The sequence below is a fragment of the Spirosoma fluviale genome, assembly GCF_900230225.1.
GTDB classification, from domain to species: domain Bacteria; phylum Bacteroidota; class Bacteroidia; order Cytophagales; family Spirosomataceae; genus Spirosoma; species Spirosoma fluviale.
On the sequence record NZ_OCNH01000001.1, the window covers coordinates 333,302 to 348,534 of the forward strand.

Annotated in this window: 11 protein-coding genes; 6 read left to right on the forward strand and 5 right to left on the reverse strand. The window is 50.9% G+C overall.

The window, feature by feature from the left end; translation table 11 throughout:
• Positions 1-212 precede the first annotated feature (212 nt).
• Positions 213-1,598, forward strand: a complete 1,386-nt coding sequence (gene radA / locus CRO74_RS01410; protein WP_097124223.1) for a DNA repair protein RadA — start codon at positions 213-215, stop codon at positions 1,596-1,598.
• A gap of 102 nt (positions 1,599-1,700) precedes the next feature.
• Complete coding sequence (locus tag CRO74_RS01415) at positions 1,701-2,588, forward strand: alpha/beta fold hydrolase (protein ID WP_097124224.1); 888 nt, start codon at positions 1,701-1,703, stop codon at positions 2,586-2,588.
• Between the two features lie 114 nt (positions 2,589-2,702).
• Here CRO74_RS01415 and CRO74_RS01420 read toward each other — a convergent pair whose 3' ends face one another.
• Positions 2,703-3,590 carry an AraC family transcriptional regulator gene (locus tag CRO74_RS01420; RefSeq protein WP_097124225.1) on the reverse strand — a complete coding sequence of 296 codons (888 nt, stop codon included), beginning with the start codon at positions 3,588-3,590 and terminating at the stop codon, positions 2,703-2,705.
• Between the two features lie 135 nt (positions 3,591-3,725).
• Between CRO74_RS01420 and CRO74_RS01425 the strand changes: the two genes are divergently transcribed.
• From CRO74_RS01425 to CRO74_RS01435, 3 genes are all read left to right on the forward strand, one after another.
• A complete protein-coding gene (locus tag CRO74_RS01425) occupies positions 3,726-4,619 on the forward strand; it encodes a sugar phosphate isomerase/epimerase family protein (protein WP_097125970.1) in 894 nt (297 codons plus the stop codon).
• A 69-nt stretch (positions 4,620-4,688) separates the two neighbouring features.
• Positions 4,689-5,801, forward strand: a complete 1,113-nt coding sequence (locus CRO74_RS01430) for a Gfo/Idh/MocA family protein (RefSeq protein WP_097124226.1) — start codon at positions 4,689-4,691, stop codon at positions 5,799-5,801.
• Positions 5,802-5,834: 33 nt separating this feature from the next.
• Positions 5,835-9,632, forward strand: a complete 3,798-nt coding sequence (locus CRO74_RS01435; RefSeq protein ID WP_097124227.1) for a PVC-type heme-binding CxxCH protein — start codon at positions 5,835-5,837, stop codon at positions 9,630-9,632.
• 74 nt (positions 9,633-9,706) lie between these two features.
• Here CRO74_RS01435 and CRO74_RS01440 read toward each other — a convergent pair whose 3' ends face one another.
• The 4 genes from CRO74_RS01440 to CRO74_RS01455 all read right to left on the reverse strand — a co-directional run bounded on the left by CRO74_RS01440 (position 9,707) and on the right by CRO74_RS01455 (position 12,484).
• On the reverse strand, positions 9,707-10,573 hold the full coding sequence (locus tag CRO74_RS01440; RefSeq protein ID WP_245877726.1) for a sensor histidine kinase: 867 nt from the start codon (positions 10,571-10,573) through the stop codon (positions 9,707-9,709).
• 204 nt (positions 10,574-10,777) lie between these two features.
• Complete coding sequence (locus CRO74_RS01445; protein WP_097124229.1) at positions 10,778-11,248, reverse strand: hypothetical protein; 471 nt, start codon at positions 11,246-11,248, stop codon at positions 10,778-10,780.
• A gap of 77 nt (positions 11,249-11,325) precedes the next feature.
• Positions 11,326-11,856, reverse strand: a complete 531-nt coding sequence (locus tag CRO74_RS01450; protein ID WP_097124230.1) for an RNA methyltransferase — start codon at positions 11,854-11,856, stop codon at positions 11,326-11,328.
• A 76-nt stretch (positions 11,857-11,932) separates the two neighbouring features.
• On the reverse strand, positions 11,933-12,484 hold the full coding sequence (locus CRO74_RS01455) for a PH domain-containing protein (RefSeq protein ID WP_097124231.1): 552 nt from the start codon (positions 12,482-12,484) through the stop codon (positions 11,933-11,935).
• A 103-nt stretch (positions 12,485-12,587) separates the two neighbouring features.
• On the opposite strand from CRO74_RS01455, the gene mutS reads away from it, so the two are divergent.
• Positions 12,588-15,233 (forward strand): DNA mismatch repair protein MutS, encoded by a 2,646-nt coding sequence (gene mutS / locus CRO74_RS01460; RefSeq protein WP_097124232.1) that lies wholly within the window; start codon positions 12,588-12,590, stop codon positions 15,231-15,233.

Below are 15,233 nucleotides of genomic sequence, written 5' to 3' on the forward strand. Positions count from 1 at the left end.
AGCTGTGTAAATAAGATGCTGGTTGATTAACGTAAATTGGGCTGGAACGGTACTTCACATCAACTTATTTCGATTGAACGGCGTTCTGTAAATGACCCGTGAGGAGTTTGAAATTCCTCGTTCCGGAGTTTTGATGCGTCATTGCTTTGGTAGTTTAATTGCTCCGAAAATAATTTCCCGTTACCTACCCATAATTGCCTGCTACGTATAGAATGGCCAAGTTAAAAACCACCTTTTTTTGTCAAAGTTGCGGAAATCAGTCTGCCAAATGGATGGGCCGTTGCGCGGCCTGTGGCGAATGGAATACCATCGTTGAGGAAGTTGTTCAGAAAGACGAACCCGAAAAAGGCGGCTGGCGCAGCCCATCAGCCGGGCCGGGTGGCCTGAAAGTAGCCGCCAAGCCCAAAGCCATTCATGCTATCAACTATGAAGAGCAACCGCGCATTACAACGACCGATGGTGAGCTCAACCGGGTGTTGGGTGGCGGTATTGTGGCTGGCTCTCTCGTATTGATCGGCGGAGAACCGGGCATTGGCAAGTCGACCCTATTGCTGCAAATTGCGTTGAGTCTGGCCGGGCTTCGGGTATTGTACGTGTCTGGCGAAGAAAGTGAGCAGCAGATAAAAATGCGGGCCGAACGTTTGGATGCCCCAACCAGCGATTGCCACGTGATGACGGAAACCTCAACCCAGAACATTTTCCGGGTGGTCGAACACTTTGAACCGGAAGTGCTCATTATCGACTCCATTCAAACCATGCAGTCGTCGCTGGTAGAGGCAGGGGCAGGTAGTGTCTCGCAGGTGCGTGAATGCACGGCCGAGTTTATGAAATATGCCAAAGAGAGTGGTGTGCCGGTGTTCATGATTGGCCACATCACCAAAGAAGGATCGCTGGCCGGACCGAAAGTGCTCGAACACATGGTGGATACCGTGCTGACCTTTGAAGGCGACCGCCATACCACCTACCGCATACTTCGGACGACTAAAAATCGATTCGGCAGCACCGACGAACTGGGTATTTATGAAATGCTCGGTTCCGGCCTCCGGCAGGTAACCAACCCATCCGAAATTCTGATTTCGCAGCGCGACGAAGCCCTTAGTGGTGTCACCATCGGGTCGATGCTGGAAGGTAACCGACCCCTCATGATTGAATCCCAGGCACTGGTGAGTGTGGCTACCTACGGCACTCCGCAGCGCAGCAGCACCGGTTTCGATGCCAAGCGGCTCAATATGTTACTGGCTGTTCTGGAAAAGCGGGGTGGTTTTCGGTTGGGTCAGCAGGACGTATTCCTGAACATTGCGGGAGGGCTTCGGGTAGAAGACCCGGCCATCGACCTGGCCGTCTGTGCCGCCATTGTGTCCAGTTACGAAGACATTGCTATTCCGCCCTCCGTGGCCTTTGCCGCCGAAATTGGGTTAGGGGGCGAGGTGAGGGCCGTAAGCCGGATCGAATCGCGCATTGCTGAGGCCGAAAAGCTGGGCTTTAAGAAAATGTTCATCTCCAAATACAATCTGAAAGGATTAGATACAAAGAGTTATAAGATCGACATCAATCCCGTTTCCCGACTGGATGAGGTTTTTCAAGGGGTATTGATGTGAGTGTGTTTGAAAAATGATTCATTGGCAAATCCGTTCCCAACTATTTTTCGTAGCTATAGTTCTATTTAGTAAATCGAATAACTCGACAAAATTAAATACGTTATGAGCTACATTAAATCAGGAACCGATGCCTTCGGGAATGACATTAAACTCTTTTATCAGGATTTAGGTACCAGCACTGCCGGATCAACGGTCGTACTGATTCACGGCTGGCCTTTGAGCCACGAAATGTGGGATTACCAACTGGCCGAATTACCCGCCCATGGCCTGCGCGTGGTAGCTTACGACCGCCGTGGTTTTGGCAAATCGAGCCAACCCTGGGATGGGTATGATTACGATACCCTGGCCGATGATTTGAAAGCCGTACTCGACGAACTGGATCTCCAGAACGTTACCCTGGTAGGTTTCTCAATGGGTGGTGGCGAAGTAGCGCGATACATGAGTCGTCACGGGGGCGCACGGGTAGCCAAAGTTGCTTTCATTAGTGCGGTTACACCTTATCTGCTCAAGACAGAGGACAACCCAGATGGCGTCGATAAAGACGTTTTTGACGAAATTACTGAAAATATAAAGAAAGACCGGGCTGCTTTTCTACAAACATTCGGCAAGCAGTTCTACGGTGTAAATCTGATCAGCAAGCCTGTTAGTCAAGCGCATCTCGACGGCGATTTTACCCGTGCTTACGTAGCCTCTCACAAGGCAACACTCGAATGCGCGAAGTCATTTGCCGAGACCGATTTTCGGGATGATCTGACCCAGATTCAGGTACCTGCTTTAATTATTCACGGCGATTCTGACAAGACAGTGCCCATCGAAGCCTCGGGTGAGCGGACTGCCAATGCGCTGCCTAATGCCCAGTACATCGTCTATGATGGTGCTCCGCACGGGTTGTTCGTTACGGAGAAAGATCGGCTGACGCAGGATTTGCTTTCGTTTATTCAGGAAGGCGTGTCTGTTCGGGAATCGGTTGGGACAACCACCTTGTATTAAATATCTAAGTGACGTGTCAAGTCGTAGCTGTTAATCCAGTTTCGAACTTACTTTACAGGAAATCAAGCAGCCCACTTTCGCGAGAGAGTGGGCTGCTTTTTTTGAAGACCTGTTTCACAAGCGCCGGTACGTTTTGACGTAGCCGGAGGGCGTTTGGCCAGTAATGTCTTTGAACTGACGGTTGAAGTTCGACAAGGTCCTAAAGCCGCTCTCAAAACTGATTTGAGTAATGTTCAGCTTCCCGTTCATGAGCAGCTTACAGGCATGACCGATACGAACTTCGGATACGAACTCCGAAAACGTTTTATTCGCCCTTGCTTTAAAATACCGGCAAAAAGCTGGCGATGTCATACCTGCCAGATCGGCAACGGTATCGAGACTGAGATCGTCCGGGAAGTGTCCAAGTACGTAATCATGAACCAGTTGCATTCGATCTGTTTCGGCGGGTTTGACTGTATTTGTATACCCCGGACTGGTCAGATAGCGAAAGTCAGTAGCCCGTGTAAGGTCATTCAAGAGCGTTAATAAACTCATAACGCGCTGGAACCCCACCGGTTGTTTTGACAAATTCTTCAGGGCCGTGGCGGTCTGGCTACGCGTTGGTCCCATCCATTCAAGCCCCTGCCGCGACTGATTCAATAACTGCCGTAACGGAGCCATTTCCTGCTTTTCGAAAAAGTCAGGACCCAGAAAGTCCTCCGTGAAATAGACGACAATGCCACGCGTTGTTAACTCATCTGAAGTTAGACCCGGTTGCCGGTCAAAATACACCTGATCGCTACGCCAGAGGTGCGGTAAGTTCGGGCCCAGAAAAACCAGGTCGCCGGGGCCAAAGGGCTTTATCGAATCGCCAATGAAGCGAGTGCCCGTCCCTTTTTCTACCAGAAACAACTGATAATGTGGGTGGAAGTGCCAATTTGGGTCGAAGTGGGGCTCCACCAGTTCTTTTACGATGAATGAAGCCGCGACGGGTTCAAGGTCTTTACGAAGAGGCTGTTTCACTCAATTGCTGATTTTTAACACAAATGACGTATATTTTTTGTAATACGTGTAAAAATAAAGTCGGTATTCGGCAAGAAAAGCCAAAACACAAATTTAGCTACTATTTATATTTGTTTGATTTTTTATGGAACGAATATGAATAAGTTAGGAATGAATATGTTCGTCTGGACAATGTCTATGGACGAAGACCTATCCAATACATTTACTTTTCTGAAAGAAACTGGCTTCGACTTTGTCGAATTACCGGTCAACGATGTCAGTCTTGAGAAATGGCAGCGCATTGGTCAGCAACTCAGTCAGCTGGAAATTGGCGTACAAACCTGTACGATATGTGGCCCCGAACACAGCCTGATCAGTCCGGATCCCGCCGTTCGACAGGCAAGCGTTACCTATCTGAAGCAGGTTGTCGATTGTTCACGGGCTGCCGGTTCATCTATTCTGATGGGTCCGCTATACGCAGGCTTCAAGCAGTTTACGGGTAAGCCCGCTACCGCCGAGGAGTGGAACTGGTCCGTCACGGGTATGCGTGAGGTAGCCGAATACGCCCAAACCCAGGGCGTTACGCTGGCCATTGAATACCTCAATCGGTTTGAAGTGTACCTGCTCACCTGTGCTGATGAGGTGGTTCGCTACGTCGAAGCGGTCAACCATCCCAATTGCCGGGTGGCCTTCGATACTTTCCATGCCAATATGGAGGAGAAAAGCATAGGCGATGCCTTACGGAAGTGTGCGCCTTATCTGGTTCATGTGCAGATTTCAGAGAACGACCGATCAACGCCGGGTCAGGGGCATATTAATTTTGAGGAAGTGTTTGCCGCCTTACAGGAGGTTGGGTACGAAGGCCCGATTGCCATTGAAGCGTTTGGTCCAAACCCACCCGAACTGGCTTCTGCAACGCATATCTTCCGGCCCATGTTCGAGTCGCCCGAACAGTTGGCGGTCGATGGGCTCGCGTTTATAAAATTAAGGAGCGAATCGGAGCGCCGAACCGGAGCGGAAGAAACAAAGAGCGAAATACTCGCTTTGTAGCTTTGCTCTTTTCAGGCCACCCGATGCAACCTTCGCTCTTTCGCTTATTCACTCTTACACTCTTTAACAATGATTAACATCGCAATTGTTGGCCTCGGTTTCGGGGCAGAATTCATTCCCATTTACCAGCGGCATCCGAATACAAACATGTACGCGATCTGCCAGCGCAACGTCGAAAAGCTCAACGAGATTGGCGATGCCTATGGCATTGAAAAGCGGTATAGTAACTACGATGAACTGCTGGCCGACCCAAACGTCGATGCGGTACACATCAACTCCCCAATTCCAAACCACGCCGAACAGAGCCTGAAAGCACTACGCGCCGGTAAGCACGTAGCCTGCACCGTGCCTATGGCAACCAGCGTTGAAGATTGTCTGGAAATCGTAAAAGCCTGTAAGGAGTCGGGCAAAAAATACATGATGATGGAGACCGTGGTGTATAGCCGCGAGTTTCTGTTCGTTAAAGAATTGTATGAAACGGGTGAACTGGGTAAGGTTCAGTTTTTGAAAGCCAGCCACCAGCAGGATATGGACGGATGGCCCGATTACTGGCCGGGTTTACCCCCCATGCACTATGCAACGCACTGTGTAGGTCCCGTAGCGGGTTTACTCAAACTTGAGGCCGACTATGTGTCCTGCTTCGGTTCGGGAACGATTCGCGAGGAATTGGCCAAGATTCATAACTCGCCGTTTGCGGTGGAGTCAGCACATATTAAGTTCAAGGACAGCGATTTGTCGGCCTATGTGTACCGATCGCTGTTCGACGTAGCCCGGCAATACCGGGAAAGTTTTGAAGTATACGGCGATAAAAAGTCGTTTGAGTGGCAGTTGATCGAAGACGAGCAGCCTGTTATTCATACCGCCAAAAAGCCGGAGCCGGAGATTCCTGAAAAAGTAACGGTGCCTGATTATGCACGGCTGTTACCAGCCGAAATTGCCGGATTTACAACCAAAGGGGTGTACGATGCCGATGAGCAGCAACACCTGTCGTTTACGCAGGGGGGCGGTCATGGCGGCTCGCACCCGCACATGGTTCATGAGTTTGTTTCGGCCATTATTGACGACCGCGATCCGTTCCCGAATGCGGCTCAGTCGGCTAACTGGACAAGCGTTGGTATACTGGCGCATGAATCTGCTTTACAGGGTGGGAAGCTCATTAAGTTACCGGATTTTAACCTATAACGCCACCTGTCCGGGCGGCTCTTGATATAGTCTATGAAAAAAATACTCACAGCAATTGGGGTAGTTGTGGCTCTCGCCCAATGTGCCCGACAATCGGCTCCCAACACGGCTGTCCGGCAGGAGTCGACAAAATCGAGCCAGTCGGCTCCCCGTCGGACAGAGATTCTGTTTCTGGGCGATAACGGTCATCACCGGCCTATCGAACGGGTGCCGGAAATCATGGCCGCACTGGGTGATAAAGGCATCAATATCACCTATACCGATAAGTTGGAAGATCTGAACGCCGACAATCTGAATAAGTATGACGGCTTGCTGATTTTTGCTAACTGGGATAGTATCGGAAAACCGCAGGAGAAAGCCCTTCTCGACTATGTGTCGTCCGGAAAAGGGCTGATTCCTGTTCACTGTGCCTCGTATTGCTTCCGCAACTCGACTGAATACGTCGACAAAGTTGTTGGCGGGCAATTCTGGCGGCATAAGATGGATACGATCCAAACGCGCTTTACCCAGCCCAACAACCCAATTGTAGCGGGGTTGCCGTCGTTCAAAGCGTACGACGAAACGTACCTGCACAGCCACCTACAGGCTGATAATAATGTGCTGGCCGTTCGGGATATTATGCCCAGTCAGGCATCGGACAAGCCGGGGGTTAAAGAAGAACCGTACACCTGGACTCGCCAATACGGCCAGGGGCGGGTGTTTTACACAGCCTATGGGCACGATGAGCGGACCTGGAGCCAGCCCGGCTTTCAGCAGTTGCTGGAACGCGGTATTTTATGGGCCGTGGGCGACAAGGTTAAAAAATTGCATGATGACCTGAAGCCGCAGGCATTCGCGTATCATGAAGCCAACCTGCCGAACTACGAGAAACGTCCGGGAGTGCAGTTGCAGCAGAAGCCACTTTCGCCGGAGGAGTCGATGAAGCATATTCAGGTGCCGGTCGATTTTACCCTCGATCTGTTTGCTCACGAACCAAACGTAATGCACCCCATTGCGCTGACCTGGGACGAACGCGGACGGCTGTATGCGCTGATCACGAAAGACTATCCGAATGAACGCAAACCCGAAGGTGGCTCCGATTACATTGTGATCTGCGAAGACACCGATAAAGACGGTAAAGCGGATAAGTTCACCAACTTCGCCGAAGGGCTGAGCATTCCAACCGGAATGACATTTGGTAATGGTGGTCTGTACGTATCGCAGGCACCGCACATGCTGTTTTTGCAGGATACCAACGGCGACGATAAAGCCGACGTGAAGAAGATTGTCTTTACGGGTTTCGGTACGTACGATACCCACGCCGGACCGAGTAATTTGCACTACGGTTTCGATAACTGGATTTGGGGAAGCGTAGGCTATTCCGGTTTCAAAGGAAAAGTTGGTGCCGATAGCGTGAAGTTCGGTCAGGGCTTCTTCCGGTTCAAGCCCGGACTGGATGGTCCCGATGGGTCGCAACTCGAATACGTAACCAGCACCTCCAACAATACCTGGGGGCTGGGCTTTACTGAAACGGGCGATATTTTCGGGTCGACGGCCAACAATTCGCACGGCTGGTACATGGCCATTCCAAATCGTTATTTCCACGGCGCTCCCCACATTCGGGAGAACGGCAGTCGCAGCACCGATACCCACAAGGACATGAAGCCCATCACCGAAAAAGTACGGCAGGTGGATGTGTTCGGTGGGTTTACGGCAGCCGCCGGGCATAACTTTTACACGGCGCGGGCTTTCCCGAAAAAATACTGGAACAATATTGCGTTCGTTGCTGAGCCAACCGGCCACATCCTGCACCAGAACGTAATGCAGAAAAGCGGTACTAACTACGAAGATGCCGAAGGGTTTAACTTGATGGCCGGTGCCGATGAGTGGTTTGCGCCCGTTTTTGCCGAAGTAGGTCCGGACGGAGCCGTTTGGGTGGTTGACTGGTATAGTTTCATTATTCAGCATAATCCCACGCCTAAAGGGGCTACCAACGGGTTGGGTAACGCCTATGAAACGCCCTTGCGCGATTTCACCCACGGTCGGATTTACCGCGTCGGTTACAAAAACGCACCGGCCTACACGCCACTGACCCTGAGCAAAAGTCGCCCGGAGGAACTGGTTGCTACGTTTAAAAACACGAACATGTTCTGGCGGATGGCCGCGCAGCGTCTGCTGATCGAACGGAATAACAAAGATGTTGTACCGCAGTTGATTGCCCTGGTGAACGATAAGTCGGTGGATGAAATCGGCATCAACCCGGCCGCCATTCATGCGCTCTGGACATTACACGGATTAGGTGTACTGAACGGGTCGGATGCGAACGCAACCGCTGCCGTTAATCAGGCGCTGAAACATCCGGTTGCCAGCGTTCGAAAAACGGCAATTCAGGTCATGCCGCCAACCAGCCAGGCTGCCACCGCATTACTGGAAAACAATCTGTTGAACGATAAAGAGCCGCTGGTTGTGTTGAACACACTCCTGAAGTTCACCGAAGCGCCACAGAGCAAGACGGTGCAACAGGCTATTCTGGCTCGTTTGGATAAAGCCAGCGAAACCAATGACCGCTGGTTGCCCGATGCGTTTGCCTGCGCCCTGACCGGCAATGATGGGCAACTGCTTAAAACGTACCTGAAACAGATCGCGGTAAGTTCGCCTGCGCCCGCCAAACCGGCGCATGACATGAGCACCCACGCCGACAAAGGACACGGCCCCAGTGCGCCAATGCCCAAAACGGCATCGGCCCCCGCTGGCAATCAGCCGGACCTGGTCGTGGCCGCCGTTCGGACAACGCCCGAATCGCCATCGGTTCGGGAGGGAGCGCGCATTTTTGTCGATGTGACCAATGCGGGCGGAGTCGCCATTCCGGAAGGCGTATCCATTCCAATGACCGTTCGTATCGAGGGGCCAAAAGGAGAGCAGGAGGGAGCTAAAATCAACTTTGTGAGTGTGACCCACAACACGGGTATCAAACCCGGCGAAACCGTCACCATCAGCAAGTCAAACAACGGTCCCTGGGTTGGCGATATGGGCGTACTATTTGAACGGGCGGGCGATTATACCATTTCGGTGATGCTCGACCGGGAAAACACCATTGCCGAGAGTAATGAGCAAAATAACAACGCCACGCACACCTTAACCTACCGCGCCCCGCAAAGCCTGAGTGCTTATGCCCTTGAGCGGGCCACACGCAGCTATGCGTCGGTTGCGCCGGTCGATTCGGTGATTGCGTTACTGCGTCAGACCCAGAAGCTGGACGCAGCCCAGAGTGAAGCCATCGTTAAGGGTGTGTCGGAAGGCTGGAATATGAAGCAGACAGCGCAGGTTCGTGATGCCGACAAGTCATTTCTGGCAAGCCTGACCGGCAGCGTTTCGGCTGATAACCGCACGCGTCTGGGGCGGCTCTACGAAGCCTGGGGCCTGACGAAAAGCGAACCCGTCGATCCGAACGTCGAAGTAATCCGGATGAAAACGGTACGCGAAGAGATGCGATTCGATAAGAAAGAGTTTACCGTAACGGCAGGCAAGCAGGTGGAGATCGTGCTGGAGAATCCGGATGCTATGCAGCACAACCTGGTGATCGGTAAACCGAAGAGCATGGAGATCATTGGCAATGCCGCCGATAAGCTAATCACGGCGAAAGATGGGGCTGAGAAAAATTATGTGCCCTCGATTTCGCAGATTATTGCCGCGACACCGCTGGTAAACCCCGACCAAACGTTCCGGCTTAAGTTCACCGCTCCGGCAACACCCGGCGATTATCCGTTCGTGTGTACATTCCCCGGCCACTGGCGACTGATGAACGGCGTAATGAAAGTTACGAAAGCCAGCGTAGGGCTCAATGCTAAGTAAGGTTTACCCGTATGTTCAAACGCGCAATGGCCCGCTACCAGTCTGGTAGCGGGCCATTATGTTGAGGAGGCTCTCTAAACGGTATGATTTGTAGTCACGTTGGAAACGGGAAAAGGCAAAAGAGCGGAAGATGGAATCTGAATAATGAACTCACTACCTTTTTCTAATTCGCTTTTTACCCAGATTGCCCAGTTGTGGGATTTGACAATTCGTTGTACGTAGCTTAGTCCCAGCCCAAACCCTTTTACACTGGGTTGGTTGCGGTCATGAACGCGAAAAAACGGTTGGAAAATCTGAGAAATTAAATTTGACGGTATACCTACCCCCCGGTCTCGAACCATAATCGTTAGCCCATCGCTGGTTAGCTGGGTCTGTATCAGTATAACTGGTTTGGTCGAACTGTATTTGATCGCGTTATCCAGCAGGTTATACAGTACGTTGGTAAAATGGATACGGTCGGCCAGAATATAGGGATCGGCATGGGGTAAGTCCAGCGTCAGGTAGTCACCATGCCGTTCGGCTACCGAATGAAGCAGCTGGTGAAGTTGAATGGGTTCCGGATTAAGTGACAGGGTATTTCGGTCGGCCCGCGCCAGGGTAAGCATCGTTTCTACCTGATGTTGAAGGCGTTCGGTTTCTTCGAGAATAATCCGAACATATTTGTCTGTGCGTTCCGGATGATTACGGGCAATGGGTGAACTCAGAATGTCGGCAGCCATTCGAATGGCAGTAACAGGTGTCTGAAACTCGTGTACTATAGAATGAAGCACTTCTGTTTCCATAGCCTGTTGCCGCTGACGAAGCACCCACCATAAGCCATAGCCAATAAGCAGTTGAGCCGTTAGGGCTAGACCAACCCATGTTAGGGAGCGCATTGACGGAGTGGCTTCTTGAAAAACCACACCAGTACCCACCAGAATACCGGCCAGTATTAGTAGCAAAATAGCGAAAGTTAATAAAGGAACGGCAGTAGAACGGTGGAACATAGCGCCGTTGTGGATTAGTAAAAACCTGAATTCAAACAGCCGTAAAGTAGACGTTGTCTATTGGTAAATGTCACACGGCAAGGTTCGTAAAGGTCTATGCCTTACAAAAAAAGCCCGCAACTAGCGGGCTTTTCAGTCAGACGTATATTGGGAGGCATTTTACAAATTCTCCGTTGCTGCTTCTTCGGCTGGAGTTGGTGCGCTGGCGGTTGTAGTCCGCGACGGGCGGGCAGCCTTTGGCACTGGAGGCTTAGGTGCCGTAATTGGCTTTTTGGGCGCTGCAGCAGGCGTAGTTGTTGTTGCTGACTCTACAGCTTCAGATACTGTAGCTAACGCAGCGGCTTTCTTAGCTGTTCGTTTAGCGTTTTTATCTGCTTTCTCCGCATTTTTCTTAGCTTTCGTGGCTTCCTTTTTTACTTTCTTATCAACGGATTTAACCGGCTTGGTTGCTTTCTTCTCCGCCTTCTGCATGAGCTTGGTCAGCTTCTTGGCTAGTTTCTCCGCCGATTTTTCGATGGATTTCTTTACCTTCTTACCAGCCGTTCCTGCTTCTGCAAGTTTGGTTTCTATCGAACTGACGATGTCTGCTGCCAGTGTTTTCTGTTTCGTTTTTGCGGTCTTATTTGCCATGGGAATTTTGAATGAAAAAAATCTACAAAGAAATACGAAATTTTTATGACAATCTAAAGCCCAATGTTAAGTTTTTGTTATTTCTTTTGGAGGAAATCCCAACAAATAATACCAGCCGTAACGGCAATATTGAGCGAGTGTTTGGTCCCAAACTGAGGAACTTCGAGCACCAGATCAGCCGCCTGAACAACCTCATCACAAACACCTGTTACTTCATTACCCAACACAAACGCATACGGTTTGTTTGGCTCCGGGCTAAAATCAGCCAGCGACGTACTGCCATCTGCCTGTTCGACTGCCGCAACCAGCCAGCCATCTGCTTGTAATTGCCTGACTAAAGATACTACATCCGGTACGTGCTCCCAGGCAACCGATTCGGTAGCGCCCAGGGCTGTTTTTGTAATATCCCGGTGAGGGGGCTGGCCTGTAATGCCACATAAATAAATTTTCTGCGCCCGAAATGCATCTGCTGTTCGGAACACCGATCCAACGTTGTTCAGGCTTCTGACGTCGTCCAGGATCAGGCAGTACGGGAATTTGTCGGCGTCTTTAAAGTCGGCAACCGACAGGCGGTTGAGTTCGTCGAGGGCGAGTTTACGAGGGGGCATTTGAGATACTGTTAAATCGTTGATGAGAAGCCATATTGGAGCTTCGGACTATTGGTAAAATCGTTCATAAGCAGATTTACGATTTGTTCTGGTCAAGGTGATGCTGTAGTAATTGCTTTATGGCGTTCAATGTATCGCGCACTTCCGTTAAAAGAGCCGTATCTGACGTAACAGGAAGGGTGGGCTGAGTAGTCATCAACTTTTGCCGCTGCTCAATGATATGCGTTCGAAAGGCTTGTGCATCGATGATGCCAATCAACTTCATGTCATTGGCCTGATGCTGACTTTGTCCGGCTGTTTCAAACTTCAGGATGCAAAGGTCAAAATAGCGCAGCACCGGCCCCGCTACAAAAGTAACATCCTGTATGTTTTCGAGCGGAATCGTTTTCTCAACCTGGACAAGAATGCCTTTTTTAAAGCGTAGCGACCGGTCGGATAGTTCACATTCCAGGTTGTTAAAGTAATGATGACTCCACCATTGCCCAACCCCCAGAAGCCAAAATGGGAGGAACAAAATGCCGACGATAGTTATAGTCATAAAAAAGGCTACATACCATAACAAATACGTCCGGATGATTGGATTGAAGCTCGCTTTTAGTGGAAGCGATAGGTCTGGGCTGCCCGTCATAGTGAAGTGTTTTGTTTACGGTTAAGGCCTGTAATAAGGCGAAAAATGGCCATTTTCTCGGTAAATTTTACTATTTTTGTTTACGACAATCCAACGAAAATCAGTGAAATCAACCACCGCAGCAAAGCCTCAGGTTAAGAAAAACGAAACGCCCCTCAACCGCCAATACAACCAGATTAAGGCCAAATACCCGGGTGCGCTGCTCCTCTTTCGTGTCGGTGATTTCTACGAAACCTTCGGTGAAGATGCCGTCCGGGCCAGCAAAATTCTGGGCATTACCCTTACCAAACGCAACAACGGTGGGGCCAACGAAGAACTTGCCGGTTTTCCGCACCACTCGCTCGATACGCACCTGCCCAAACTCGTTCGGGCGGGCGAACGTGTAGCCATCTGCGACCAGTTGGAAGATCCGTCCGTAGCCAAAGGCATCGTGCGAAGGGGCGTTACGGAGTTGGTGACGCCCGGCGTTTCATTCAATGATAACGTACTCGACACCCGGCGTAATAACTATCTGGCCGCCGTTCATTTCGGCAAGGCGGATGATACGTTCGGTATCTCGTTTCTGGATATTTCGACGGGCGAGTTCCTGGCCTCGCAGGGAAACTCGGCCTATGTTGATAAACTCCTGCAAAGCTTCAACCCATCGGAGGTGTTGTATTGCAAACGCAACCGGCAGGAGTTCGGGAGTTTGTTCGGCGATAAGTTTCATACCTACACCCTCGAAGACTGGGCGTTTACCTACGACTTCGGGTATAATTTCCTGAAACAGCATTTTCAGACTACTTCGCTTAAGGGATTCGGTATTGAGGGGCTACCCGATGGCATTATCGCGGCTGGTGTCATTCTACATTACCTCAACGAAACCGAACATAAAGACCTTCAGCATATCACGCGCGTTACCCGGCTCGAAGAAGACCGTTACGTGTGGCTCGACCGTTTCACCATCCGCAACCTCGAACTGACAGCCGCCCAGCAGGAGGGAGGGGTGCCGCTGATCCAGATTCTCGACCAGACGGTAACGCCCATGGGTGCCCGGCTGCTTCGTAAATGGCTGAACCTGCCGCTCAAGGAAAAAGCCCTGATCGACGAGCGACTTAACATGGTTGAGCTTTTGGTAAACGACCTCGATCTGGCCGATACGATGGTGAGTCACCTGCGGCAAATTGGTGATCTGGAACGACTGGTCTCTAAAGTAGCCGTTCGGCGTATCAGCCCCCGTGAGTTGCTCCAACTAAAACGGTCGCTGCAGCACGTGCTCCCGATAAAGGAGTTACTGATCACGGCACTGAGCCAGAATGAGTCGGCCTCACTAAAAAAATATGCCGATCAGCTTAATCCGGTAGCTTTCCTCCTCGACCGTATTGAAACCGAACTCCGCGAAGACCCTCCGGCTCTGTCAAATCAGGGAGGTATGATCAAGTCGGGTATTAACGCCGAACTGGACGAACTGACGGCCATTGCATACTCGGGGAAAGATTATCTGTTGCAGTTGCAGGAACGCGAAGTACAGCGAACGGGCATTACGTCCCTAAAAATAGCGTACAACAAGGTGTTTGGTTATTACCTGGAAGTTACCCACGCGCATAAAAACCGGGTGCCTGAAGACTGGATTCGGAAGCAAACGCTGGTCAATGCCGAACGGTACATTACACCCGAACTGAAAGTGTACGAAGAGAAGATTCTGAACGCTGAGGAGCAGATTTTTCAGATCGAAGCCCGGATGTTCAACGAGCTGGTGCTGGCCGCTGGTGAGTATGTGGGGGCTATTCAGCAGAACGCCCGTGTATTGTCGGTGTTGGACGTGCTGGCTTCATTCGGGCGGGTGGCGGTCAAGAACAAATACGTTCGGCCATCTATCAATGAAAGCAAAGTGCTGAATATTAAAGATGGGCGACATGCCGTCATTGAGCAGCAACTACCCCCCGGCGAGCCCTATATTCCCAACGACGTTTATTTAGACGACGAAACGCAACAGATCATCATCATCACGGGGCCAAACATGGCGGGTAAGTCGGCGCTGTTGCGCCAAACGGCCCTCATTGTCCTGATGGCACAGTCAGGGAGTTTTGTACCGGCATCATCGGCTGAAATCGGCATTGTCGACAAGATCTTTACCCGTGTAGGAGCCAGTGATAACCTGTCGAGGGGAGAAAGTACGTTCATGGTCGAAATGACCGAAACGGCCAGTATCCTCAATAACCTGAGTGAGCGAAGCCTGATTCTGATGGACGAAATTGGTCGGGGAACGAGTACGTACGATGGTGTGTCGATTGCCTGGTCCATCACCGAATATCTGCACAACAAGACCGACTGCCGCCCCAAAACCCTCTTTGCGACGCACTACCACGAATTGAATGATCTGGCAACGGATAACCCGCGCATTAAGAACTACAACGTGTCGGTAAAAGAGCTTGGCAACAAAGTGATCTTCCTGCGCAAACTGAAGGAAGGTGGTTCGGAGCATAGTTTCGGCATTCACGTTGCGCAAATGGCTGGTATGCCCGCCCAGATTGTAACGCGGGCCAATGAGATTCTGAAGCAACTGGAGTCGTCGCACAACCGGGAAACGAACAAAGAGAAAATTCGGGAAGCGGTACCCCAGGAGCGGGAACTGGCCCTGCGTATCATCGAATCCGGCGACCCCAAATCCGAAGCCATCAAAGAAAAGTTACGTTCCATTGACGTAAACCGTCTAACACCCATTGAAGCACTTCTGAAGTTGAACGAGTTGCTGAAAATGGCGGAGTGA

Excerpts from the sequence above, each read along its gene's own strand:
- radA (WP_097124223.1), top strand. The coding sequence starts at position 213 with ATGGCCAAGTTAAAAACCACCTTTTTTTGTCAAAGTTGCGGAAATCAG.
- CRO74_RS01415 (WP_097124224.1), top strand. The coding sequence starts at position 1,701 with ATGAGCTACATTAAATCAGGAACCGATGCCTTCGGGAATGACATTAAA.
- CRO74_RS01425 (WP_097125970.1), top strand. The coding sequence starts at position 3,726 with ATGAATAAGTTAGGAATGAATATGTTCGTCTGGACAATGTCTATGGAC.
- CRO74_RS01430 (WP_097124226.1), top strand. The coding sequence starts at position 4,689 with ATGATTAACATCGCAATTGTTGGCCTCGGTTTCGGGGCAGAATTCATT.
- CRO74_RS01435 (WP_097124227.1), top strand. The coding sequence starts at position 5,835 with ATGAAAAAAATACTCACAGCAATTGGGGTAGTTGTGGCTCTCGCCCAA.
- CRO74_RS01445 (WP_097124229.1), bottom strand. The coding sequence starts at position 11,248 with ATGGCAAATAAGACCGCAAAAACGAAACAGAAAACACTGGCAGCAGAC.
- CRO74_RS01450 (WP_097124230.1), bottom strand. The coding sequence starts at position 11,856 with ATGCCCCCTCGTAAACTCGCCCTCGACGAACTCAACCGCCTGTCGGTT.
- CRO74_RS01455 (WP_097124231.1), bottom strand. The coding sequence starts at position 12,484 with ATGACGGGCAGCCCAGACCTATCGCTTCCACTAAAAGCGAGCTTCAAT.